19 protein-coding genes and 1 riboswitch are annotated in these 24,155 nt (G+C 60.7%); of the genes, 13 read left to right on the top strand and 6 right to left on the bottom strand.

Annotated features, from left to right (window positions below):
* Positions 1–6: 6 nt before the first annotated feature.
* The 5 genes from thiD to ATY78_RS18055 form a co-directional block, all read right to left on the bottom strand.
* Positions 7–816 (bottom strand): bifunctional hydroxymethylpyrimidine kinase/phosphomethylpyrimidine kinase, encoded by an 810-nt coding sequence (gene thiD / locus ATY78_RS18075; protein WP_088683677.1) that lies wholly within the window; start codon positions 814–816, stop codon positions 7–9.
* The gene (gene thiE, locus ATY78_RS18070) at positions 813–1,448 is read right to left on the bottom strand and encodes a thiamine phosphate synthase (protein ID WP_088683676.1); all 636 of its coding nucleotides are present in this window, start codon (positions 1,446–1,448) and stop codon (positions 813–815) included. The genes thiD and thiE overlap by 4 nt, the downstream gene beginning before the upstream one ends.
* Entirely contained in the window at positions 1,445–2,248 is an 804-nt protein-coding gene (gene thiM, locus ATY78_RS18065; protein WP_088683675.1) for a hydroxyethylthiazole kinase, read from the bottom strand. Before thiM ends, thiE begins: the two co-directional genes overlap by 4 nt.
* A gap of 48 nt (positions 2,249–2,296) precedes the next feature.
* Positions 2,297–2,393: riboswitch (TPP riboswitch) on the bottom strand.
* An 89-nt stretch (positions 2,394–2,482) separates the two neighbouring features.
* Positions 2,483–3,808 carry a hypothetical protein gene (locus tag ATY78_RS18060; protein ID WP_088683674.1) on the bottom strand — a complete coding sequence of 442 codons (1,326 nt, stop codon included), beginning with the start codon at positions 3,806–3,808 and terminating at the stop codon, positions 2,483–2,485.
* An 8-nt stretch (positions 3,809–3,816) separates the two neighbouring features.
* A complete protein-coding gene (locus tag ATY78_RS18055; protein WP_245313597.1) occupies positions 3,817–5,382 on the bottom strand; it encodes a S8 family peptidase in 1,566 nt (521 codons plus the stop codon).
* 197 nt (positions 5,383–5,579) lie between these two features.
* Between ATY78_RS18055 and ATY78_RS28245 the strand changes: the two genes are divergently transcribed.
* The 10 genes from ATY78_RS28245 (at position 5,580) to ATY78_RS18015 (ending at position 19,680) form a co-directional block, all read left to right on the top strand.
* A complete protein-coding gene (locus ATY78_RS28245) occupies positions 5,580–5,831 on the top strand; it encodes a hypothetical protein (protein WP_141105653.1) in 252 nt (83 codons plus the stop codon).
* A 163-nt stretch (positions 5,832–5,994) separates the two neighbouring features.
* On the top strand, positions 5,995–6,588 hold the full coding sequence (locus ATY78_RS18050) for an invasion associated locus B family protein (RefSeq protein WP_088683672.1): 594 nt from the start codon (positions 5,995–5,997) through the stop codon (positions 6,586–6,588).
* Positions 6,589–6,600: 12 nt separating this feature from the next.
* Complete coding sequence (locus ATY78_RS18045; protein WP_088683671.1) at positions 6,601–8,322, top strand: ShlB/FhaC/HecB family hemolysin secretion/activation protein; 1,722 nt, start codon at positions 6,601–6,603, stop codon at positions 8,320–8,322.
* A 48-nt stretch (positions 8,323–8,370) separates the two neighbouring features.
* A complete protein-coding gene (locus ATY78_RS18040) occupies positions 8,371–8,922 on the top strand; it encodes a hypothetical protein (protein WP_088683670.1) in 552 nt (183 codons plus the stop codon).
* A 99-nt stretch (positions 8,923–9,021) separates the two neighbouring features.
* Positions 9,022–17,253: a hemagglutinin repeat-containing protein gene (locus ATY78_RS18035; protein WP_245313596.1), complete on the top strand. Its 8,232-nt coding sequence runs from the start codon at positions 9,022–9,024 to the stop codon at positions 17,251–17,253.
* Positions 17,254–17,264: 11 nt separating this feature from the next.
* Positions 17,265–17,672, top strand: coding sequence for a hypothetical protein (locus ATY78_RS18030; RefSeq protein WP_088683669.1), 408 nt, complete (start codon positions 17,265–17,267; stop codon positions 17,670–17,672).
* 253 nt (positions 17,673–17,925) lie between these two features.
* On the top strand, positions 17,926–18,384 hold the full coding sequence (locus ATY78_RS18025) for a hypothetical protein (protein WP_245313595.1): 459 nt from the start codon (positions 17,926–17,928) through the stop codon (positions 18,382–18,384).
* Positions 18,385–18,530: 146 nt separating this feature from the next.
* On the top strand, positions 18,531–18,770 hold the full coding sequence (locus tag ATY78_RS18020; RefSeq protein ID WP_088683668.1) for a MafI family immunity protein: 240 nt from the start codon (positions 18,531–18,533) through the stop codon (positions 18,768–18,770).
* A gap of 59 nt (positions 18,771–18,829) precedes the next feature.
* The gene (locus ATY78_RS28240; RefSeq protein WP_141105652.1) at positions 18,830–19,195 is read left to right on the top strand and encodes a hypothetical protein; all 366 of its coding nucleotides are present in this window, start codon (positions 18,830–18,832) and stop codon (positions 19,193–19,195) included.
* Between the two features lie 170 nt (positions 19,196–19,365).
* On the top strand, positions 19,366–19,680 hold the full coding sequence (locus tag ATY78_RS18015; protein ID WP_088683667.1) for a colicin: 315 nt from the start codon (positions 19,366–19,368) through the stop codon (positions 19,678–19,680).
* Positions 19,681–19,770: 90 nt separating this feature from the next.
* On the opposite strand, the gene ATY78_RS18010 is transcribed toward ATY78_RS18015, so the two are convergent.
* Positions 19,771–20,355 (bottom strand): DUF1349 domain-containing protein, encoded by a 585-nt coding sequence (locus tag ATY78_RS18010; protein WP_088683666.1) that lies wholly within the window; start codon positions 20,353–20,355, stop codon positions 19,771–19,773.
* 226 nt (positions 20,356–20,581) lie between these two features.
* On the opposite strand from ATY78_RS18010, the gene ATY78_RS18005 reads away from it, so the two are divergent.
* The 3 genes from ATY78_RS18005 (at position 20,582) to ATY78_RS17990 (ending at position 24,144) form a co-directional block, all read left to right on the top strand.
* The gene (locus ATY78_RS18005; RefSeq protein ID WP_088683665.1) at positions 20,582–22,108 is read left to right on the top strand and encodes an ABC transporter substrate-binding protein; all 1,527 of its coding nucleotides are present in this window, start codon (positions 20,582–20,584) and stop codon (positions 22,106–22,108) included.
* A 225-nt stretch (positions 22,109–22,333) separates the two neighbouring features.
* Positions 22,334–23,275: an ABC transporter permease gene (locus tag ATY78_RS17995; protein ID WP_190237485.1), complete on the top strand. Its 942-nt coding sequence runs from the start codon at positions 22,334–22,336 to the stop codon at positions 23,273–23,275.
* On the top strand, positions 23,275–24,144 hold the full coding sequence (locus tag ATY78_RS17990; protein WP_088683663.1) for an ABC transporter permease: 870 nt from the start codon (positions 23,275–23,277) through the stop codon (positions 24,142–24,144). Before ATY78_RS17995 ends, ATY78_RS17990 begins: the two co-directional genes overlap by 1 nt.
* The last annotated feature ends 11 nt before the right edge of the window (positions 24,145–24,155 follow it).

The raw sequence follows: 24,155 nt of genomic DNA, 5'->3' as shown, positions 1-24,155 counted from the left end.
GAGCGCTTACGCGTCCTCTTTCCAAAGCGCATGAAAATGCTGCACCGGGCCGTGGCCGGAACCGACGGTGAGGCTGCCGGCGGCGGCGACGGCGTCAGCGAGGTAATCCTTCGCGATCGCGACCGACTGCTGCGCCGAGGCGCCTTTGGCAAGCTCGGCCGCCAGCGCGCTGGAGAGCGTGCAGCCTGTGCCGTGCGTATTCTTGGTTGGCACGCGTCGGGCTTCGAACCAGTGCAGGCCGCTGGCCGTGGCAAGCACGTCCGGGCTTTCGTTGCTGTCGAGATGGCCGCCCTTGACCAGCACGGCGGCGGGGCCGAGCGCGCGCAGTCGCTCGGCTTGCACCGCCATCTCGTCGCGATTGGTCGCAACCGGCTGGTGCAACAGGGCCGCGGCTTCGGGCAGATTCGGGGTCAGGAGCGTTGCGAGCGGCAGCAGCTGGCCGGTCAGCACGTCAACGGCCTCCGGCGCGAGCAGGGAAGCGCCCCCCTTGGCGATCATCACCGGGTCGATGACGATGGGAATGCCGCGCCGGTCGGCAAGGGCTGCGGCGACGGCTTCGGCGATCCCGGCATTGGCGATCATGCCGATCTTGACGGCGTCGACGCGTACATCGGCAAAGACGGCATTGATCTGGTCGGCGACGAATTGCGGCGGCACCAGATGCACGCCGCTGACGCCTTGCGTGTTCTGCGCCGTCAGCGCGGTCAGCACCGCCATGCCATAGACGCCGCGGGCGGAAAAGGCCTTGAGATCGGCCTGGATGCCGGCGCCGCCCGAGGGATCGGAACCGGCGATGGAGAGAACGTTGCGGATCATGGACGCACCTTTCGAATTTCTGCGGCGATGCGGCGCGTGGCGGCTTCGGGATCTGCGGTGCCGCAGATGGCGGAGACGACGGCAAGCCCCTTGGCGCCGGCTGTAAACACTTCGGTCACATGCTCCGCCTTGAGGCCGCCAATGGCGACCGACGGCACCGGCGAGGCCTTCACCAGCATCGCTAGGCCATCGAAGCCGATCGGCTGCTTGTGGTCAGCCTTGGTCGGCGTCGCAAAGACAGGTCCGACGCCGGTATAATCGACGAGACCGGGATCGACGGCGCCGGCAAGCTGGGCGGTCTCGACCGAGAGGCCGAGGATCATGTCCGGGCCGATCATCGTTCGTGCCTTGCGCGCGTCCATGTCCTCCTGGCCGATATGCAGACCGTCCGCGCCGATGGCGATCGCCGCCTCGACATCGTCATTGACGACGAGCAGCGCGCCGCTTCCCGCAAGCGTCTGTTTCAAGGCGCGGCCGGTCTCGATCATTCTGGCCGTGCCGGCATGTTTGTCGCGCAGTTGCACCATCGTCGCGCCGCCGGCAACGGCAAGGCGCGCGGTCTCGATCATGCCGATCCCGGCGCAGAGATCGGGATCGAGGACCAGATAGAGCGAAAGGTCGAAGCGCTTCATGCGACCGATACCCTTGCCCTGGCATCGAGCGTTTCGGCGTCGATCGCCGCCAGCGCATCGAGGAAGCGCCAGGAGAAGGAGCCGGGGCCGGCAGCACCCAGCGCCGCATCTTCGCCGGCGACGGCGAAGGTCGCGAGGGCGGCGACGGTCGCGCCGAAGAGATCTTCAGGCGCGGTCGCGGCAAAGGCGCCCACGAGGCAGGTGAGCGAGCAGCCGAGTGCCGTGACCTGCGGCATCAAGGCCGATCCGCCTGCGACACGCACGGCTCTTTTCCCATCGGTGACGAAATCCACCGCACCAGTGACGGCGACGATCGCCTGCTGCCGCTCCGCCAGCCGCCGTGCCGAATCCTCCGCCTGCTCGACCGGATCGCGGCTGTCGACGCCCTGGCCGCGGCTTTCTCCGCCGGCAAGCGCAATGATCTCGGAAGCGTTGCCGCGGATGATCGTCGGGCGAAGAGCTAGAAGGTCGGCCACCGCCCCGCGGCGGAAGGCCGTGGCGTAATGGGCGACCGGATCGAGCACCCAGGGTTTGCTGGCTGCGTTGGCGGCCTTCGCAGCCGCCCGCATGCCTTCGATCCATTGCGTCGAGAGCGTGCCGATATTGATGGTGAGTGCATTGGCGATGCCGGCGAATTCACCGGCTTCTTCCGCGGCATGCACCATGGCCGGCGAGGCGCCTGATGCCAGCAGGACGTTTGCGGCGATGTTCATGGCGACGTAATTGGTGATGCACTGAACGAGCGGCGGTTTCTCGCGCATCGCCTTCAGCATGGCTCCCGACGTGGTCTTCATCTGCATAGTGCCCCTTTCAGGCGGGGCAGGCACGGGGCGGTTCATGCGGGCAAAGCCCAACCCCGAGCGACTCCCTCCGCCGGCATGATCCGGTTCAGGTTCGAAGGGTGCTTCTCAGCCCGTCTGCCGACGGACGCCCCTGTCTCTCATCGGGTTTGTTCTTGCAGAGAACGGCGCGCATGTCATCCCGAAAATGACAATTCCGCGAACTCTGCGATGCGGCCAATTCACGAAAGACGGTCAGCCGACGATCTTTGCCAGCAGCCGTCCGACCTCTTCGTTCGTGACATTGTTATGGGCATCCGATGCGGCCGTCTTGATGATGTATTTGTCCGCCAGGAAAGTGTTCACCTTGCCGGCTTTCGGGGCGAAGACGGCATCCGTATCGTCCTCGACGGCCTGGCCCGCCTTCAGGTGCTGCGGACCGTTCGCCCCCATCGCACCGAACTCGTCGTCGGCATCGCCGATGCTCTTGGCGATATCGCGCGAGAGGCGCGAAGCCAGAGCATAGGCGAGCGTGCAGGCGAGATCGTTGTGGGTGTGGGTGATGCAGATCGGGCCGGTCGGTTTGCCCACCACATTGGGAAAGGCGCCGGCAAGACCCGGCTTGATCTCTTTGGCGAAACCATTGTGTGAAAAGGCGCCCTGCAGCAAAGTGAGCGAGAAGAATTCCAGCTTCGGCACGGGCGCGAGCCCGTTTGCCGCCGCCGAGACCAGCCGGGCGCCGAAGCTGTGGCCGACCAGATGCAGCCGGATCGGTTGCTGCGGTGCGAGCTTCGAGAGCACGCTTTTGGTCAATGCCTCCCCGACGATGCCGGCGCGTTTCTTCATTTCGTAATAGGTGAGCTGGTTCAGGAAGCGTGCTACCGCTGCCCGCGGACCGGAGATCAGGCCCGAGACGATGTCGCCGAGGCCTTGCGCTTCACCGACCGAGCTTTCCAGATTGAACGTCGGTGGCGGGACGAGGCCCTCCATCAGCACCTTGGCGCTGGTGGCATCCGCAGTCGCCAGTGCGATCGGTTCGGCATCCGCCTTGAGTTCCGTGTCGGATTGGGGCGAGCCGATCGCCTCCCTGCCTTTTCTGACGAGGAAAAGTGACGTCGTTTCATCGAGGGTCTCGGCTGCGGCCCGTGCCTGTTCCGATGTGTCAGAGCCGTCCGGCCCGAAGAGATCCTCGAAATCGGCCAGGACTTTCTTGAAAGCCTCTTCGTCGAGATCCTGGACCGGGGCCGCCGCCCCATCCGCTGCCTGGGCTCCACCGCCCGCCGTCACCAGCGTCCGTTCGTCGAAATCGGTGCGGTAGGCCTTGGCCGGCCAGACGATGCCGGCGACGATGGTGCGGCGCGCCTTGTCGGGCGCAAGCTTCTTGCAGGCGTTTGCCCAGAGCGTTCCGTAGAGCGTGCGGGCATCGTCCTTGGTGTTCTTCCAGCCGTGCGACATCACGATCAGATCGGTAATATCGGGCTGGTTGAGCAGCGCGGCGAGCTTTTCCGTCAGCGCGGCATCGATCGCACCGTCCTTGTCGAATTCGAGCCATAGGAATGGCGAGGGTCCAAGCGTGTCCATGTGTCCTCCTACACAGCTTGCAGCGTTCGCATCAGATCGAGCAGGCCGGCGCCCTGAAACTCCGGCCGCCGTTTGAGATCGGTCGCCGCGCCGACGAAGATTTCCTTCACGCGTTCCGGCTGGCCGAGAAATTCACGCCGGACCGACAGGAAAGCGGCGATCGCGCCGGAAACATGCGGCGTCGCCATGCTGGTGCCGGTATCCTCCCGGAACGGCGCCTCGCTCGGTTTGGCAGCATCAGGAAGCGCGCAGGAGACGATGCGCTCGCCGGGCGCGACGAGATCCGGCTTCATGCGCCCGTCGGCGGTCGGTCCCTTCGAGGAGAAATAGGAGACGCCGTAGGTATGCGGCATGTCGCGATGGGTCGAGCCGACCGTGACGGCGAGCGCCGCATTGCCGGGATCCATGATCGTGCCGCTATGGGCGGCGCGTTCCGGGGCTCCGGAAAATTGCGTCACCGTGCCATAGCCGGCATTGCCGGCCGCGACCACCACGCAGACGCCCGAGCGCACCAGCCTGTTGACCTCGACGCAGAGCGGGCTTTGCCCGGCGGCGAACCATACCGGGTTGAAGGGATAGCCGAGGCTCAGGTTGAGCCCATGGATCTTGATGTTGCGCCCATAATCATTCGAACGCTGGACGTAGTTGATCGCGGCCAGCAAATTGCTGAGCCTGCCTTGCTTGTCGTTGACGAGCACTTTCAGGCTCATCAGCTTGCAATGCGGCGCCATGCCGGAGATCACGCCCTGATGCTCCTCCGTGACCTTGGACTTCGTGTCGTCCTCTTTGCGTATTTCCGAAGTGACCGAGATTTTCTTGATTCCGCTCGTCTTCGGGGCTTCCGACAGGGATGTCCGGCCTGCGATGATGCCGGCGACATGGGTTCCGTGGCCGGCGGTGTCGGTCAGCGCGGTCTTCGGCGCGGATGCCGGATCGGGATTGTCCGACGTAAAGTCCCAATGGCTGAGTCCGTCAGGCAGTTCGAGCGTCTTCAGCGTCGAGAAATGCGGATGGGTCTCGTCGATGCCGGTGTCGGCCACGGCCCAGACGATGCCTTTTCCACTGGCCGCGAAGGAGGCCTGCGCCGCGTCGCCTTTGATCGTCCGGACTGATTCATAGACGCAACGATAGATCTCGTGGTCGTGCCAGATCTTGTAGACGAGCGGAATATCCTTCTGCTTGCCGTCGCTTTTGGTCTTTTCATCATCGCTCCTCGGCATCGTCCAGGTCGATAGCCGGCCGATGGCTTCCCGGGTCAGGGTGGCGAAAACATAGCTGTCGGTCCAGAGCGATTTGGCGGCGATCCTGCTGCCTTTCGAAAAGATCTGCGAAAGGTCGAGCTTCGTGTCCTCGGAGATCGCAGGCATGCCGAGCGGCGGCGCCATGCCGAAGCGGCGCAGATTGTTGCTCTCGTCGGTCGCGCCGATCCTGTTGAGATGCAGCAGATACGCTTCGAACAAGAGCTGCCGCGCCGCCGTGACGCCGCCTGGAGAATCGCGGTTGAATTCGATGACGACATCGAAACGCTCCGCAGCCTTGCCGGCTTTCTTGGGGTTGTCCGAATCGCCTTTCATGAAGGACGAGAGGTCACCCCCGATTCGTGTCTTGACCAGGTTTTCCCGAATGCTGTCCTCGGGCTCTGTCGGGGGCTGGGCCGGTCGTTGCCGTTTCGCCATGCGGCTGTCCTCTCCTTTTTTCGAAAGAATACCAGTAGCAACCGTGGGTGCAATGTATTTCTGGAATACACCTCTATATTTGCGGACATAACCGCATGCGTATTGCGGCATGCGTAATGTCCAGCGGGGTGGGTGTATTGGCCGAAGAGGCTTTCTTCTTGAAAGAGGGCGGGCTGACCTTTCGGAAGGGCATCTTTATATTCTGGATTGCGCCGATTGTTCGTCCTATCCGTTTATCAAATAAATTTTCAATTCAAGAGGGTGTTGCAACAGCTTCGCGTAAGTTGCGTGTCGTTTTATTGTCTCTACGGTCAACTTTATTCGGACCTGCCAGAATTCATGGGTGATTTCTTGCTGAAAGGCTTGGGGTAGGGTGATTTGATGTCTTGGAGCACGAAGTAAATCTCTAACACAAACTTTACCGTCCTGACACGTCAAGGTTGACCATCCGATCGATTGTAGCGATATGGCTTTACACGTGAATAAAATCTTCCTGAAGTTGCATTTTCAATGAGCAGATTTTCGAAAAGCGGCATAAAACGGGGCTTCCGTATCATCGTCCCCGCTCTGATATTGATGGCCGGCGCCAATCCATGCCTCGCGCAATCTCCCGGCCCGGCAGGACAGCCGGCGCCCGCCATGAAGTCCCAGAAATTCGATGACTGGTATTACCGCTGCACCGGCGCTGCGGGCGCCGAGGCATGCGAGGTCGCGCAGGTTGCGCAAGTCGCCAAGGACGGCAAGAGCGTCAATGTGCTGACGCTGGCGATATCGGCTGCGCCGGCCGATCCCCGGAACAAGGGCGAGAAGGGCAAGCCGCGGCTGATGCTGACCGCCCTTCTGCCCCTCAACGTCTTCCTGCCTTCGGGCCTGTCGATCAAGGCCGACGGCAAGCCGGTCGCCAAACTCGACTACCGCAACTGCAACGAGGCCGGATGCTGGGCGCAGCAGGCACTGGATACGAAGACGGCGGCGGTGCTGAAGAAGGGCGCGACCGCCGAAGGGCTGGTGCGGCTGATGAACGGCCAGGACGTCAATATCCGCTTTTCGCTGAAAGGGCTGAAGACGGCCCTCGATGAACTTCAGTCCACAGCCAGCAGGTAATCGAATTTCAAAATGACAATGGAAATTCGATACGTCTTGGCCGCTGGCGCCACCCTCCTGCTGGGTGCCGCCCCCGCTTACGCGCAGTCGCCCGCCGATGATTTCACGCGCCGCCAGGAAGAGCAGGCGCAAAAGCAGCGGCTGGATGCCCTTCGCCAGGCAACGCCCGGCGGTAGCGAGGAGACGGAAAACGGCCCATTGCCCGCCGGCCAGGGAAAGGGCGCCTGCTTCGACATCACGCGCGTCGAGATCGACGGGGCGAACCTGCTGTCGCCGAGCGAACTCGGCAAGGTGACGGCGCCTTACGGCAATCGATGCGTCGGCCTCGCCGAGATCAACGCCGTCCTCAAGGACGTCACGCACCTCTATATCGATCATGGCTATGTGACCTCGCGGGCCTATGTGCCGCAGCAGGATATCCGCAAGACGAGGGTCCTCCGCCTGCTCGTCGTCGAAGGCACGCTGTCCGATATCTATCTCAACGGCAAGAAAATATCCGGCAGCGGCTCGCTGGCGACGGCGTTTCCAGGCCTGATCGGCCGGGTCGTCAATATCCGCGATATCGAGCAGGGGCTCGACCAGATGAACCGGCTGCAGGCCAATGACGCCAAGTCTGCCATGCTGCCCGGCCCCAAGGACGGAACATCCATCCTGAACATCGAAAACCGTCAGGGCAGGCCCTGGCACGTCTCCCTCGGCAACAACAACATGGGGCAGGAAAGCACCGGCTTTTCCAGAAGCTCGGCGTCGCTCGGTTTCGACGATCTGCTCGATATCAACGATCAGTGGAATTTTTCATACGAACATAGCGGCCCTGACTATCCCTGGGACGATGACGGCAGGGGATTTGGCAACAGCTATTCCGGCAGTGTCAGCATTCCCTACGGCTACTCCACCGTTTCGCTGAACGGTTCCTGGTACCAGTATGAAAGTGCGGTCGAAGGAAACTTCTCATCGCTCGATACATCCGGCAATTCGGGGCAGGTGGGTCTCGGCATCGACCGCGTCATCTTGCGCGACAAGGATTCGATCACCACCGTCCGCAGCAGCCTGACCTACAAGCAGACGAACAACTTCCTGCTCGGCAACCTGATCGAAGTCGGCAGCCGCCGCTATACGGTCGGCGATCTCGGCATTTCCCATTCGCGGCGCATGTTCGGCGGCATCTGGGTGTTCGACGCCAGCTATGACAGGGGGCTCGGCCTTTTCGACGCCGTCAAGACCGGAGAGCCGGGGGCAGGGGACGCGGACCCGCGATTTTCGAAGTTCAACGCCACGATCAGCGTGACGCAGCCATTCGAGGCCGCCAGCCGGCAGTTCGAGTTGACCTCGCTCGTCAGCGGCCAATATTCGCCGGACAATCTGCTCGGCGCCGAGCAGATCTCGCTTGGCGGCTACAGCAATGTCCGCGGCACGCGCGAAAGCCTGCTCTTCGGCAATAACGGCGTATTCACTCACAACGAGATCGTCTGGCGAACCAAATCCAACGAAAGCGGCGGCGCGGCCGCGAAGCTGTTCGGCGAACTCCGCCCCTATCTCGGCTTCGACTACGGCCACGTCTATGCGCAGAAGCGCTTCGATATAACAGGCGGCGACCTCGCCAGCTGGACGGTCGGCGCCCGCGCGGTCGGCGGCACCGTCAATCTCGACATCGGCTATTCGCACCTCATGGCCGGCAGCGTCGACAACGGGGCCGACGGCCTGTTTTACGCGAGCACGTCGATGCGGTGGTGATCAACAACAACTATCAACCTGATTTTTAAGAGAATTCCGGAGTTTTTAATGCGTATCGTGCGTTTTTTGACCCTTCTTCTTCTGGCGGCGACCCTGGCGTCCTGCGTCACGACAACCGATCCTCGGCTGATCGCTGCTCTTCAGCGAACTTCGGTCCGTGAAATCCGGATCGAGATGGCTCCCGACGTCAAGACGTTTGGTTTCGGGGACAAGCCCGATCAGCAGGTGGCGGATGCGATCCGAACCCTTCAAGCGACGATGAACAAGGAATTGGTGGGTCTGCCGGGCGGTCCCACGCGCGGCAGGTTGGTCGTGACGCTGCACGTTTTCGATGTCACCACCAAGCAGGCCAGGATCATCGGCGGCCATGACAGCATGATCGACGGGACAGTCCGATTGGAGGACGCCCAGACAGGACAACTGATTGCCCAAGCGCAAAACATCCACGGCGAAGACCTCTCCATGCGCGGGAGCGGCTACGGCGTGATTGTCGCCGTCGCAATCAACGCGGCGACAACATCGGGAGCGCCTGATGTCATGGCGCAGCGCCTGTCCAAGTCCTTCGCGCGCAACGTCAAAACCTGGCTCACCCAGAAATAAGCCCTGCGATGAGGTTCGGCGCCGCCGCAGTCAACGCGGCGCCGAGCCGCGATGGATGTCGAGACACAAAACCAGTTGTGCGTTTGGAAAGACAAAACGATGCGTGAGAAAACCGGTCCTGGTTCTGAAACAAGGGGTCTTGGCTGCCGACTCGGCAGGCTTGCCAATCGATCGCTTGCCGTCGTACTCAGCGCGCTGCTGGTCTTCCAGCCGATGCTTGCCAATGCCCAGTCGGTCTCGGCAAGCACGGTGCCCGCCGCCAACCAGCCGGGTGTCGGCACCGCGCCGAACGGCGTGCCGCTCATCGACATCGTCACGCCGAACAGCCAGGGCCTCTCTCATAACAAATACGACAATTTCAACGTCGGCACACCGGGCCTCATCCTCAACAACTTCAAGGGCGAGATCGGCAACTCCAATCTTGGCGGCGTAACGCCCGGCAATGCCAATCTCAACTCATCCGGTCCGGCATCGGTCATCCTCAACGAGGTGATCAGCGGCAACCGCTCGGCATTGAACGGCGCGATCGAGGTGTTCGGCGGGAAAGCCGACGTGATCATCGCCAACCCGAACGGCATCACCTGCGACGGCTGCGGCTTCATCAACACGCCGCATGCGACGCTGACCACGGGTGCGCCCGATATCGGCGCCGACGGCAAGCTCAACGGCTTTACCGTCAATGGCGGCGACGTCACCATCGGACCGAACGGCGGCAATTTCGCCGCCGGGCCCGGTGCGGTCGATCTCTTCGACATCGTCTCGCGCGCCGTCCACGTCAACGGCCCGGTCTATGGCAAAGATCTTCGGGTCACGGCCGGCCGCAATCAGTTCAATTACGACACCGGTAATGCCACGCCGCTTGCGGCGACGTCGGGCACGCCGGAATATGCGATCGACGGCACGGCGCTCGGCGCCATGCAGGCCGGCCGCATCAAGATCGTCGTCACCGAGCAGGGCGCCGGCGTGCGCATGAGCGGCAATCTGGCCGCGAATGCGGGCGAACTGTCTCTGTCGGCCGACGGCAAGATTTCGCTCGGCAACGTCTCCGGCCAGCAGGGCGTTTCGATCTCCTCGAAGGCGAAGGTGACGGCTTCCAAGGTCACGTCGAAGGCAAAGGTCGCCGTTCAGGCGGACCAGGGCATCACCCTCGATACGGTCGCCGCCGATGACGATATCCTGCTGTCCAGCGGCAGCGGGTTGTTGAGTGTCGCAGGCGAGGTGAACAGTGCCGCCAACGTCCAGATGACGTCGTCCGCCGGTATTGCGGCCGGCAGCGTCATGGCCGGGGATGCGCTCACCCTGTCCGCCACCTCGGGCGACATCCAGATTGCCGGTGCGGTAAAGAGCGCCGATGCGCTGGCGATCACGGCAACGTCAGGCTCGATCGCCGCGGCCTCGCTTGTCAGCGGCAACAATCTCACGCTATCCGCCGGCGCCGACATCGCCATATCGGGCGATGTCCTGGCTGAGGGCAACGTCACTGCCTCAGGCCGCTCGATCGCAGCCGCCACGATCGCCTCCGGCGTCGATCTCGCCGCCACCGCCCAATCCGCCAATGCCGCACTGGTGCTGCAGCCGGCGGGCGACATGAGCCTTGCCGCCACAAATGGTTCGATCACCGTTTCCAATGCACTGCTGAGCAGCGGCGATCTTTCGGCCGATGCCAGCCAGAATCTCGCCTATGCCCAAATGCAGAGCCTTGGCAGCGCAGCGCTCACGGCCTCGGGCGGCCAGATCAGCTATGGCAATCCCACCAGCGCTGCCGGCAACCTGACGCTCACCACCACCGCCATCGATCTCTCCAACGGCGGCGCCGGCAACATCGCCGCCGGCGGCACGCTGACGCTCAACGCCGATAGCGCCAATCTCAGCAATAACAGCATCACTCTCGGGAGGCTCACTCTCAATCTCTCAGGCGCTGCCGATCTCAGCGGCACCAGGATCAATGCCATTACCGATGCCGGCGGTTCCGGCGACATCGACATCAACGCCAACGGCCTCTCCACCTCGGCCGGCACGGCGCTGCTCGCCGCCAACGACCTGACCCTGACGCTGCCGTCGCTGACCAATGCCGGGCAATTGGCCGCCGGCCGCGATCTGACATTCAACATTTCCGGTGATTTCACCAACAGCGCCACGGGGCTTACCTATGCCGGCCAAGACGCCAGCCTGTTCGTCGGCGGCGTGCTCACAAACAATCAGGGCGCCATCTTATCAGGCAACGATCTTACGATTGCCGGGGTGACGGCGTTACAGAGAAATGCGGCGGTCACCAATGTTTCCGGGCTGATCCAGGCTGGAAACGACATGTCCATCCTGACCAGCAATCTGACCAACAGGCGGGCCGTCACGCCGCAATGGACGACCGCGACGCTGGTCTCCTCGGGCATCGTCAGCGGCTTCACGCTCAATCCCGTCGCTGCCGGCCTGCCCTTCGGTTATCTCGAGACCGCCGATCAGAACATGTACCAGCTCTATGCCGGCGTCGATCCGGCCTTGTGGCAGGATTATGAGCCGCTGCTCTGGTCGAAGGCGACGCTCGCCGACGGCACCGTCTATCATGCCTGGACCTGGATTTCGGCCGACGGACCCGAGAAGGTCGGCCCGATCATCGACTGGATCAGGGACCGCGTGCCGAGGGATGCGAACGGCAATCCCGTCGTCGATCCAAACAATCCGTCGCGCTATTTCATCGTCGACGAGGTCAATTTCAGCGGCTCGGACGAAAGCACGACCTATACCTGGGACTGGTCGTCCAATCTCAGCCAGTCGGTCTACGAGGACCGGTTGGTCGGTACGCTCAGCCCCGAAGCGACGATCCGGGCGAGCCGCGACCTCACCATCGACGCCACGAATCTGACCAATTCCTACAGCTCGATCGAGGCCGGCGGCGACGCGACGCTGGAGGGCTCGACGCTGACCAATACAGGCGTCAGCCTTTTTCGCACGACGACGACGACCTGCCATGCCCAGGGCACCTGCACCGCCTATAATGCCAACGGCACCGCCAATCCCTCGAAGAACATCGCCAACGGCTCTACGATCGTCAGTTCCGTCCAGGCGATCGGCGGCGTATCGGCCAACATCAAGGCCGGCGGCGTGCTCTCCGTCGATTTCGGCAGCGTCAGCAACACATCGGCGGCCGGCTCTATGGCCGGTGGCGCCAGCGTCACCGCCGCAAGCAATCCCGGCGATCCGCTGTCGGCGCTCACCGGCCTGACGGCCGGCGGCGCGCTGTTCAACGTCAATTCGGGGCTCGGCAGTGCCGCCCTTCTACCTCCCGCCAACCCGGATTCCGGCGGCTTCGGCGGTAAGATAGCCCACCAGACCTTCCTGTTCGAAACCCGCGCAGCCTACCTTGATGTCGGCAAGTTCTATGGCTCCGGTTATTTCATGGATCAAATCGGCTATCAGCCGGAGACGACGGTGCCGTTCCTCGGAGATGCCTATTTCGAGAACCAGCTGATCGACACGCAGTTGCGGCAGCTCGTCGGCGAGGGACTCGGCAGAAGCACCTTCATCGCCGGCGGCAGCGCCATCGAGCAGATGAAGGCGCTGCTCGACAACGGCGCCACCTATGCCAAGGATCACCACCTGGCCGTCGGCCAAGGCCTCACGCCTGAGCAGGCGGCAGCTCTCACCAAGTCGATCGTTCTCTATCAGTGGCAGACCGTCAACGGCGTCCCGGTGCTGGCGCCTGTCGTCTACGTCGCCGCCGCCGACCGGCAGAAGCTGACCGGCGCCGGCGCCGCCATGGCGGGCGGCTCGGTCAACATGACGGTCGGCAATCTCGCCAATTCCGGCCTGATCGCATCCAATGGCAGCCTTACCGTCTCCGGCGGCTCCATCCAGGGCAGCGGCACGTTCCTGTCGCGCGGCGACACGGCGCTCAATGCCACCAACGGCATCACGCTCGCCGCCCAGACGATGACGATCGGCGGCCAGAACGTCGTCAATACCAATGCAGGCGTGACGGCAGGCGGCGCTCTGGAGCTCGCCGGCGGCAGTGGCGATCTCGCTCTCAAGGGCGTCAAGGTCAATGCAACAGGCGACGCCACGCTCACCGGCAAGAATGTGACGCTGGCTGCCGCCAAGGTCGAAAACGCAGGTCAGCAAAATGCCACCGGCAGCCAGATCGCCAGCGGCAAGGCTCTGACGATCGAGGCCACCGACAATGTCAACGTCATCGGCAGCTCCGCCAAAGCGGGCACGACGCTCGATGTGATTGCCGACAAGGGCTCGGTGGCCGTGGTGTCGACCGACGTCGCCCGCAACAACCAATCCGGCTACACCAGGACCCTCTCCACCGACCAGCAGCAATCGCAGCTTTCCGCCGGCACGAATGCGACCATCAAGGCCGACGACGACATCCTGCTCTCCGGCTCCTCCGTCAAGGCCGGCGGCAATGTCGCGCTCACCGCCGGCGACGATATCAACATCACAGCCGCGCAGGAGCATTCCGCATCCACCTTCGGCAAGAAGTCCGCCTCGTCGATCATCCATGTCGGCTCGGAGATATCGGCCGGCGGCGATCTCTCGGTGACGGCGGGCAGCGGCAGCGGCGATCACGACCTCAACATCGTCGGCAGCAAGCTTTCCGCCGACGGCAAGCTCGCTCTCAAGGCCGACGGCGATGTGACGATCGCCGAAGCCACCGACACCGCGACCCTCGACACCAGGCTCAGCACCAAGGGCGGTTTCCTCGGCAAGAGCGAGAAGACCACCACGCATCTCGAAACGACGACAGCCGTCGGCTCCGCCATCACAGGCGGCGGCGGTGTGGACATCACCTCGGGCAAGGACACGGTCATCTCGGCTTCGAAGATCGAGGCCGGCAAGGAGGGCGGCGCCGCGGCAGACCTGAGCATCACCGCCAGCGGCGACCTCGTCGTCGCCTCCGGCAAGGACACCACCGCCAAGGACGACAAGGGCTCGCGCAGCGGTTTCCTGTCCAAGGGCTCGTCCAGCTACAAGAGCTATGACGAGACGACGGTCGCTTCCGAGCTCGGCGCATCCGGCAATATCAGCCTGAACGCTGGTGGCGCGGCAGTGATCGCGGGTTCCAGCGCCAATGCCGATGGCTCGATCTCCGTCGAAGGCGACAGCGTTTCGATCATCGGGGCGCAAGAAACCCACGAGTTCGAAGAGCAGCGCAAGAAATCCGGCTTCGGCATCGGCGGCGGTGGCGGCTTCATTTCGATCTACGGCAGCCAGCAGAACAAGGGCGCCCAGGCGTCGACGCTGAATGTCGGCTCGGCACTTTCGGCGGGCCAGGATGTCAATCTGACGGCCCGAGACACCGATTTGAACATTATGGGCTCGTCCGTCGACGCCGAGAACGACATCAATCTGTCAGCCAAGCGTGATGTCAACGTCACGCCTGGCGGAGAGAGCTTCTCGCAGTCCGAGCAGGAGAAGAAGTCCGGCTTCGGCATTTCTTTCGGTTCGAGTGGGGGCGGCTTCTCTGTAGGCATCGGCGCGCAGACGAGCAAGGACAGCTCGGCGCAGCAATCCAACACCAACGCAGCCTCAATACTGTCTGCCGGCCGCGACCTCAACATCTCCGCCGGTAACAATGTCAATCTGCAGGCTGCGGGGGCCTCAGCCGAGCGCGATGTCAACCTCTTCGCCGGCAAGGACATCAACCTTCTCTCGGCAGCGGATAAGACCAATTACGAGGAGATTCACGAAAAGACCTTCGCTGGCGTGACGCTCTCCGTTTCCAGTCAGTTGGGAAGTGCAGCCCAGAGCATCATGAACTCGTCCGAGCGGTTGACCGGCGACACTCGCGTCAACGCAGTCACCAACACCACCATCGCAGCCCTTGGCTTCTATCAGGGCTACCAGGGTCTGAAGGAAGCATATAAGCAATTGACGGACACGTCGCCCGAGGCGAAAGGTCTCAGTTTCTCGGTCTCGCTGTCGGCTGGTATCAACCATCAGGAAAGCAGTTCGTCTTCGTCATCTTCGACGCCAGTCGTGACCGGCATCCGTGCCGGCCGCTCGATCACCCTGGAGGCTGAGAACGGCTCGATCACCAGCGAAGGGGCGCAAATCGCTGCCGGTTATGACAAATTCGGCCTGCCGACGCTCTCTGATGATCCGCTGGCCGGCGATATTTTCCTGTCGGCGCAGAACGGAAATATCAATCTCAACGCCCCGATTGGCACGTCAGATACATCTAGCCAGAACTCGTCCTACAGCGTCGGCGTCGGCGTCAGCTGGAAGTGCGGCACGAAGTCCGGTTGCGGCACACCCGGCGTCAACGTCAGCGGATCCTACGGCAAGGGCAATGACGGCACGACGGGGCTCACGCATTATAATACTCATGTCAATGGCACCGGCGACGTTACCATCCTCACCAACGACCTCACTCTGAGAGGCGCTACCGTTACCGGAAATTCGGTGACCGCCGCCGTCCGCAACCTGACGGTCGAAAGCCTGGTGGACACGGCGACTGCTGAGGCCCGCCAGCTCAATCTCTCCGGTTCGATCGGCTCCGACGGCTTCAGCGCATCCGGTGCGACGCAGAAGGCGACGGGCGACGCCGCCATCGTCGCGGAGCAGTCCGGCATCCATGCCGGCACCGGTGGTCTCGATCTGACCATCGACAAGAAGACGACGCTCGTGGGCGGGCTGATCACCAGTGAGGCATCGACCAACCAGAATCAATTCAAAACCGGTACGCTCGAGGTGACTGACGTCGATACCCATTCGCGCTGGAAGGCCGACACGTACGGCGCTTCGATCGGCTCCGGCGGCCTGAGCCTCGCAAAGGTCAATGACGGAGAGAGCGAAACCGGCAAGGCCTATTCGGCCATCGGTGGCAATATCAGCATCACCATCACCGATCCGGAGCATCAGACGCAGGATATTGGTACGATCCGTCGAGATACTGACAACACCAACTCCTCGCTGCCCGGCCTGCCGGATTTGCGGAACATCCTGCGTGACCAGTACAAGACGCAGGCCGATCTGCAGGAAGCGCAGAAGACCATGGCGGGATTGGTGGGCGACATTGCCAGCGAATTCTACAAGCAGGCTGCCCTGAACGAAGACCAAGCCGGAATGGATTACTGGAAGGAAGGTGGTGTCGGCCGTGCGGCTCTCCATGCGATCGGTGGCGGTATCCTTGGTGGCGTCAACGGTTGGGAGGGAGCGATTAAGGCCGCTCTTGGCGGCGCCGCTACGACCTTGATGGCGCCGGCCATCGCCGAGCTCGTCAACGGCATGCTTAAGGGCACGAAATACGAAGGGACACCGGAGGGCGCTGCGCTCGCCAAGCTGATCGGAGCGAGTCTGACGGCGGGTATCGGCGGAATCATTGGTGGCGGCGAAGGTGCTGCCTACGGGGCGGCCAACTACCAAAACAATTATCTCAAACACAAAGAACTGCAGGAATTGTATGAGAAATTCGCCGCGTGTGAGAAAGTGGCCAACCCGGTTTCATGTCGCCAGAGCGCCTGGAACACGGCGATTGTGCAATCGCGCGCGAACCTCACCGCGCTCAAATTGTGCGGCAATAATCTGAGTTGTGTTCGTGACCACCTGAACGAAATTAAAGCCGGCGACGAGATGCGCGTCCTTATCGGGAATACCGATTGGACGCTGGATCCGAATGCGTCCCCTATGGCGATTGCAAACACACTCTACGGGTGGCAAAGCGATGTAGAAGGCGAGACTTGGCAATATCTTGCTCAGGTGACTGCGGGCACTCCTCTCTTTAGTGAGTTCGAAGGCTTGCTTGCCCGCTCGATTACCACGACTTTGGGCGCCTGCGATTTCCTGTGCATGGATGACATCCGAACTGCCGAGGGGCTGGCAGGAGTCAGACCAAAGATACAAGGTGATTTTGATCCTTCCGATCCAGCACTAAGCATTAAGGGAGATCAGCTCCTCGAAACGGCTCCTGTCACCGTTGATGGCAGGACGACTGGCGAAAGAGCAGACAATTATGAAGAAAATGTGCGAGCAAAATACGACAACGCGACAGCCGACGAGCGTAAATACCAGACCGTGATTGACGGTGAGATAGTCAATGGTGTTGCAGACGACGTCACGCGAATAGATGGAAAACTGACCGCAGTTGAAGCAAAATATGTTGCCAACTGGACAAAATCGATCCGAAACCCATTCGGCAGTATCGGTTCCTGGTCATGGTCGAAGACGGAGCAGGCGAAGGTGTTAGCACAAGCAAAGAAATATTCGCAAGCGTTTGCAGGTGGCGTAATTTACCACACTAATAGCGTCCAGTTCGCAAACTATTACTCGAAGGTGTTTCTTGCGAATGGCATATCAAACGTGAAATTTTTACTTACTCCAATCAAGTAAAGGAGGGGGTGATGACTGGCGAACTCGGTAGGCTGGAAAGAATACTCGGAGGCAAATTTGAGCGGCGTAATGCGCGGGTCATTCCCGGTACGGAGACTGTTGATGGCGTCGAGTTTTCGTATTTCTCAGATGATGGGAAAAACAAATTCGCTAAGCAGTTCAGCAATCTCACCCGAAACGTTAAGCCGAGGGCAGCGACGCGAGGAGGATTGAATGAAAGTGGGTGCAGGATTACGCCGCCGGGCGGCCCCCTATTCCATGCGATTGAGTATCACGGTGACGTCGAAGGTTGGAGAAAAGATGTTAATGCCGGCGCAATGAGTCTTGGCCTGTTGCTGGCTCGAATCGAAGATGGAAACTTCTTAATTTCAGACGGGCGCAGTTTTCCCCTGTCTGCTTGCCAAGTAGATTTTAAGTGAACAGCAAAGCGCGCCTCCGCCTGTTCCGAATTGTAGAACGCACAGCCGTTGGGTTCGCGCAAGCGGTTCTGGGAGAGGTTCTTTAAGGTTGTGGCTTGGAAAGCGGCCGGAAACCCGTCGTTCCCAACGTTGAACAACTCCAAGACGCAGTCGATATCGCCGCTGTTAAAATGCATCAGCAGGTACTTTGGATGTCCCGAAATAAATTTATGGCCGCTTTCTGTGCGGTCGTTGCGTTGCCCGCATCCACGCTATGGATTCGGCGCAGCTGATATCCGCACTCGAACGGTTTAACGACGGCAACGGTGCTCAGCAGATCGCAGTTGAACTGGCTGGGCTGGTTGAGAAGGCCGATAAGATGGGCCTGGAAAGACTCGGTGAGAGGATCGAAGCCGACGATGGAGTTTTGCTTTCAGAGATAGCGGACCTGGCTCAGCATAAGGGGGATGAAAAGTGGACGAAGGTCGCAGTGGCCATGCGGCCATGCCAATTCGCGAATATATTCATCAGAATAATCGCCCTCCAGATCGCAGGCGGGACAGTACAGCTTGTCGTCAGACGCGGAACAGTCATGATTGATGGCACGGACGTGGATTCCGATTTCGCTCAACACATGTGGGCATGTGAGTTCCTCAGCCGGTTGCCACACAAAACATCAATCGGCTCCAAATGTGTGATGACTGGAGATTGCAAGGACGACCCGGATTTTTAAAATCTCTTGCCGGTGTTTGTGCGCCGAGTTGACTGCCTTTCGGCGCCCGAAATGAATTTGGTCGACGCAGGTTAGCTGATTGGTAGTCTCGGGAATTCTTTTTCGCAGCAAGCGCTTCGTTACTCACACTCTTGAGGTGCGAATGGATGGAAATCGAGAAGCGATTAATTAAATTTATCAGTGATTTTAACGAGCGGTTAGGCGGAGAATATATTCGGGAGTACATATCTCTGGTGGAGCACAATGAATGTGTTGTCGCGTTAGAAAATCTATGCGTGCAATTGTACGAGTGCGACGTAGTGTCGAATCCAGAGGAGCTGATAGCCATTCAGGACCTAGCTAGGGAAATGAATTTGGAAGAAAATGCATGGAATTTCATTAGGTGATCTGAATTTGAGTGGGATATATATGTGTATATAATCTGAGATATTCTTGGCACGCTAAAATGAATACCGTGGCGCGAACTGTTTGTGTGTCATTTACAGCGGGGGCAGCTTTCAAATTTAAGCAGCTTGAAGATGTGTTAGCCGAACATTTGAAAGACAATGACGGTGCAATCCTGCCTCATTTATTGATGGCAGATTATTGCCGGCTTGTTGAACGCGTTCCTGACGATGAGTGGGTAATAAGCTTCCTCACCTACTTGGAGGATAATTTTGGGGGCCAAAGTGAATCGTTGACGGAATTGATATCAGTTTCCTTTATCGAGCATCTTCCACCGGACGGGTCTTCAGCTGATCCGGTCGTCAAACTTCTCGGCGAACGAATGCGGGAAGAACATCAACGTATTTTTGGACCGAATAGTCCTTGATAGAGCGGTCACGCGGTATCTGGTGGCATTTCCAGTATGTCGCATCCGGTAATTTCAGGTTAAGCGCCGGTCGCCCGCTGACCATTGACGGATTCAGCTAGGGTTCAAACCATTCTTGGCAGCCTGCTATGTGAGCTTTTGAATTAATTCTGCGTGCAAAGGCGACAACGGTGAACAAACTTCCAAACTGGCTGATCCTTCATATTTGGCAGAGCCTGCTTGGGGAGGTCTATCCAGAAATTAGGGCCATTGCTGCCGGATACGATGAGAAAACTCTTCTTTTAAGGTATTACATGGATCGTGAGCCAACTGATTTTGATATGGAAAGTATAGAAGTATTATCTACAAATATTTTCGCCTCTGTTGATTCCGGATTGGTAGAGCGTATCGACGTGGAATGTTCCCACGCAGCTTTGCCATTCAAAGACTTGGACCAATTATCTGGATTTGTGTATTGCCGTCGAGAGTACGACATGCACGAGTGAAGATGGGACTTCAGCCGCCGCCGGTTCCGCTAAAAGGCGCAGTCGGCCGGGGAGAATATCAGCCGGCGTTTGAACATATTACAGCGTTCCTCAACTCAAATCATGCAGCCCTGTCGTAATCGCCGGCCTAACCGAAAACTCCGAAAACCGCACCATCAACCCACTGCGCTCTGGCGTACACGCAGCCGGTCCCACCTCATACCGCTCGGCAGCCGGGAAGGGCGCTAGCCGCAGCAGCGGCCAGAAGCGCCCATCGCGTGAGGCCTGGATACGCATCGCTCCGTTGGCAACGGTGACGCGGATGCGGAAATCCTCGAGCTCCTTGAAGGGCTGTGCCACCGACCAGTCGGATTTTCCGTCGGTGACGACGGTGCTGAGGAAGGGTTCGCCGTCGGTGAATTCGACGCCTGTCTTCACCCAGCGTCTTTCGTCGATGCGCACCATCAGGCCCGCCTGGTCGTAGAGGGTGCGGAATTCACCCTGGATGCGGATCTGCGCGGTGAAGCTGTCGCCGGTGGGAAAGGCGAGGAAGTGGCCGGTGTCGCGGGTGAAGCCGTAATAGGTTTCGCGCCAGAAATCGGTCTTTTCGTCCGTTGTCATCGTCAGGCCGGTTTCGTCGGCGTGCCAGCTGGCCGGCTCGTTCCGCCATTTTCCCGCGTTGAAATCGATGCTCATCCCATCCCCCCTTGGTTGAAACCTGGCGCCGCCGATTCTTCATGCCTGCATGATGCGCGGTCTTTGCGCATGTGGCCAGTCGCGGCCGGTGATGTCGTGCTCTTTCAGGCGTTCCGAGCTCTGCCGACGACATAATCCGCGGCTTCGGCTTGACACGATAGTTTCCTCTCTTATTCTGTTACAAAAAGATGACTTACATAATAGTGGAACTAAACGGGAGCCTATCATGAAAACACTGGTCGCATTCCTGCTCGGCACTGCGCTTGTCGCCCTGCCGTCGACCCTGCTTGCCCAGGAAAAGGGCGGCGTCATCAATGTCGCCACCATCGGCGAGCCGCCGACGCTCGATCCGATGTCGTCGACGGCCGATCTCGTCGGCATCGTCACGCAGCATATTTTTGAAACGCTCTACACTTTCGACAAGAGTTGGAACGTCACGCCGCTTCTGGCCGAAGGCCTGCCCGAGATCAGCGCCGACGGCAAAACCTATACGATCAAGCTCCGGACCGGCATCAAGTTCCACGACAATAGCGATATGACCTCGGAAGATGTCGTCGCCTCGCTCGGCCGCTGGATGAAGATCGCCTCGCGCGGCAAGCAGGTGGCTGGCTTCATCGACAAGATCACCGCGACCGACCCGGCGACCGTCACCATCACGCTGAAGCAGCCCTATGCGCCGCTGACCTCGCTGCTCGCCTTCAACAATTCGGCCGCGATCATCATCCCCGCCGAAAAGCAGGACGAGCCTATGAAGGACTTCATCGGCACCGGCCCCTATATGCTGAAGGAGCGCAAGGCCGACCAGTATATCCAGCTCGTTCGCTTCGACGGCTACAAGTCGCGCGAAGGCGATAGCAACGGTTATGGCGGCGCCCGTCATCAATACCTCGACGAGATCCGCTTCGTGCCGGTGCCGGACCCGAACACCCGCGTCGAGGCCGCCATCTCAGGCCAGTATGATTACGTCGATTCGATTCCGGTCGAATCCTACGACAAGCTGAAGGCCTCCACAGCCTCGCAGCCGGTCATGCTGAAGCCCTTCGGTTATCCGGTCTTCGTCTTCAACACGAAGGAAGGTGTTGCCGGGAATGTCGAGGTTCGCAAGGCGATCCGTCAGGCGCTCAGCATGGAAGACATGCTGGCCGCAGCCTTCGGCGGCACGGATTTCTACGCGCTCGACGGCTCGATCTATCCGAAGACCTTTGCCTGGTCGACGGATGCCGGCGTCGAGGGGGCCTATAATGTCGCCGATCCGGAAGGGGCGGCGGCTGCCGCCAAGAAGGCCGGTTACAATGGCGAGCCGATCCGCATCCTGACCAGCCGGCAGTACGAGTTCCACTACAAGATGGCGCAGGTCGCCGCCGAATATCTGAAGCTTGCCGGCTTCACCGTCGATATGCAGGTGGTGGACTGGGCGACGCTGACGCAACGCCGCACCGATCCGAAGCTCTGGGATATCTACATCACCCACAGCCCCTTCCTGCCGGAGCCGGCTCTCATCGGCTCGCTCTCGACCAGCTCGCCGGGCTGGTGGGACACGCCGGCCCGCAAGGCTGCGGTGGATGCCTTCACTTCCGAAGTCGATCCGAAGAAGCGGGTGGCGCTCTGGGCCGATGTCCAGAAGGCGGTTTATGCAGATGCGCCCTTCATGAAGATCGGCGATTTCAATGCCGTCTCGGCGAAATCGGTCAAGCTCGAAGGTGTCGATCCGGCTCCGTGGCCGTATTTCTGGAACGCTTCGATCAAGAAGTGATGGGGTGATTCCTGTGCCCACCAGTCGCTCCCTCATTCCTGTGCTTGTCACAGGAATCCAGTGCGCCCAAGTCCTTGGGCGCGGAGGACTCTTTGACCGAATAAGGGTCAATCACGGCGCGGACGCGCCGTGGCTGGATCCCTGTGACAAGCACAGGGATGAGGGGCGGTGGGTGGCGGATTCCGTCTCGATGCCACATGCACCGATGGTAGGAGCAAGGTTCGGATGATCCGCTACATCCTCCAGCGCCTGTTCGGCATGATCGTCGTGATGTTCCTCGTCGTCACGATCGTCTTCGTCATCGTGCGCGTGACGCCGGGAGATCCGGCCGCCGTCATGCTCGGGCCGGATGCGACGCCGCAGGACATTGCCGATCTCAGAAGCCGGCTCGGCCTCGATCAGTCGCTCGGCCTGCAATATGTCTATTATATCGGCCAGTTGCTGAAGGGCGATCTCGGCCAGTCGATCTTTCTCAATATGCCGGTCACTTCGGCCCTGCTCGACCGCGCCGAACCGACCTTCTTCCTGACTCTGTTCTCGCTCGTCATCGCCAGCGTCATCGCGCTGCCGATCGGCATTTATGCCGCCTATCGGCGTGGCTCCCTGGTCGACCAGGCGGCAACGACGCTTGCCATGCTCGCCGCCAGCATTCCGAGCTTCTGGCTCGGCCTCATCCTGATGCAGTTCTTCGCGGTCAGGCTCAACCTCTTCCCGGTCTCCGGTTATGGCGGCCCCGGCTCGAGTTTCCTCGAGCGCATGTATCACCTGACGCTGCCGGCCTTTGCGCTCGGCATCGTCTCCTCGGCGCTGATCCTGCGCTTCACGCGCGCCTCGATGCTCGATGTGCTCGGCGACGATTATATCCGCACGGCGCGCGCCAAGGGGCTGATCGAGCGCAAGGTCATCCTCAAGCACGCGCTGAAAAATGCGCTGATCCCGATCCTGACGGTGATCGGCCTGACGGCGGCGGTGCTGATTTCGGGCGCCGTCGTTACCGAGACCGTCTTCGGCCTGCCGGGTGTCGGTAATCTCGTCGTCTCGGCGGTTCTGCGCCGCGACTATCCCGTCATCCAGGGCGCGCTGCTCGTCATCGCCGCCCTTTACGTGCTGATCAATTTTGCGATCGACATGCTCTACCTGCTGGTCGATCCGAGGGTGCGCTACTGATGGCCGATATCGCAATCAAGCCCGTCGAAAGCGAAGGCAGCAAATTCGCCAGGCGGCTGCTGAAGCGCAAGACGGTTGCCTTCGGCCTGCTGATCCTGACGATTTTCGTGCTGCTCGCGGCCTTCGCGCCTGTCGTGGCGCCGTATTCCCCGTCCAAGCTTTCCATTGTCAACCGGCTGAAGCCGCCGAGCGAGATTTTCTTCTTCGGCACGGACGAATTCGGCCGCGACGTCTTCTCGCGCACGATCTTCGCCGGGCGTCTGTCGCTGCTGGTCGGTGCCGCGGTCGTCGCTCTTTCGGCGCTGATCGGCGTCACCCTCGGCCTGCTTGCCGGCTTCTTCCAGAAGCTCGATACGCCGATCGCCCGGCTGATCGATGCGATGATGGCATTTCCCGATATTCTGCTGGCGATCGCGCTCGTCGCCGCCCTCGGTCCGTCGCTGACGACCGTCATCATCGCGCTGTCGATCGTCTATGCGCCACGCCTTGCCCGCATCGTCCGTGCCTCGACGCTCGTCATTCGTGAGCTGCCCTATGTCGAGGCGGCGAGGGCGCTTGGGATTTCGACCTTCCACATCATGACGCGGCATGTACTGCGCAATCTGCTGTCGCCGATCCTGGTGCAGGGCACATTCCTCTTCGCCAGCGCCATGCTCGCCGAAGCCGGCCTGTCTTTCCTCGGCCTCGGCGTCAGCCCCGAGATCCCGACCTGGGGAACGATGATCGCCGCCGGCCGGCAATATATCGGCCAGGCCGATTGGATGACGCTCTTTCCCGGTGTCGCGATCATCCTCTCCGTGCTGTCGCTGCAGATGGTCGGCGACGGCCTGAGGGACATGCTCGATCCAAGACTTCGCAAGGACCTTTAATCCGCCGACGA

The sequence above is a fragment of the Rhizobium sp. R635 genome (genome assembly GCF_002211285.1).
Taxonomy (GTDB): Bacteria; Pseudomonadota; Alphaproteobacteria; order Rhizobiales; family Rhizobiaceae; genus Rhizobium.
Note: the sequence above shows the minus strand (reverse complement) of the source record. Positions and strands in the feature narration are given on the sequence as shown.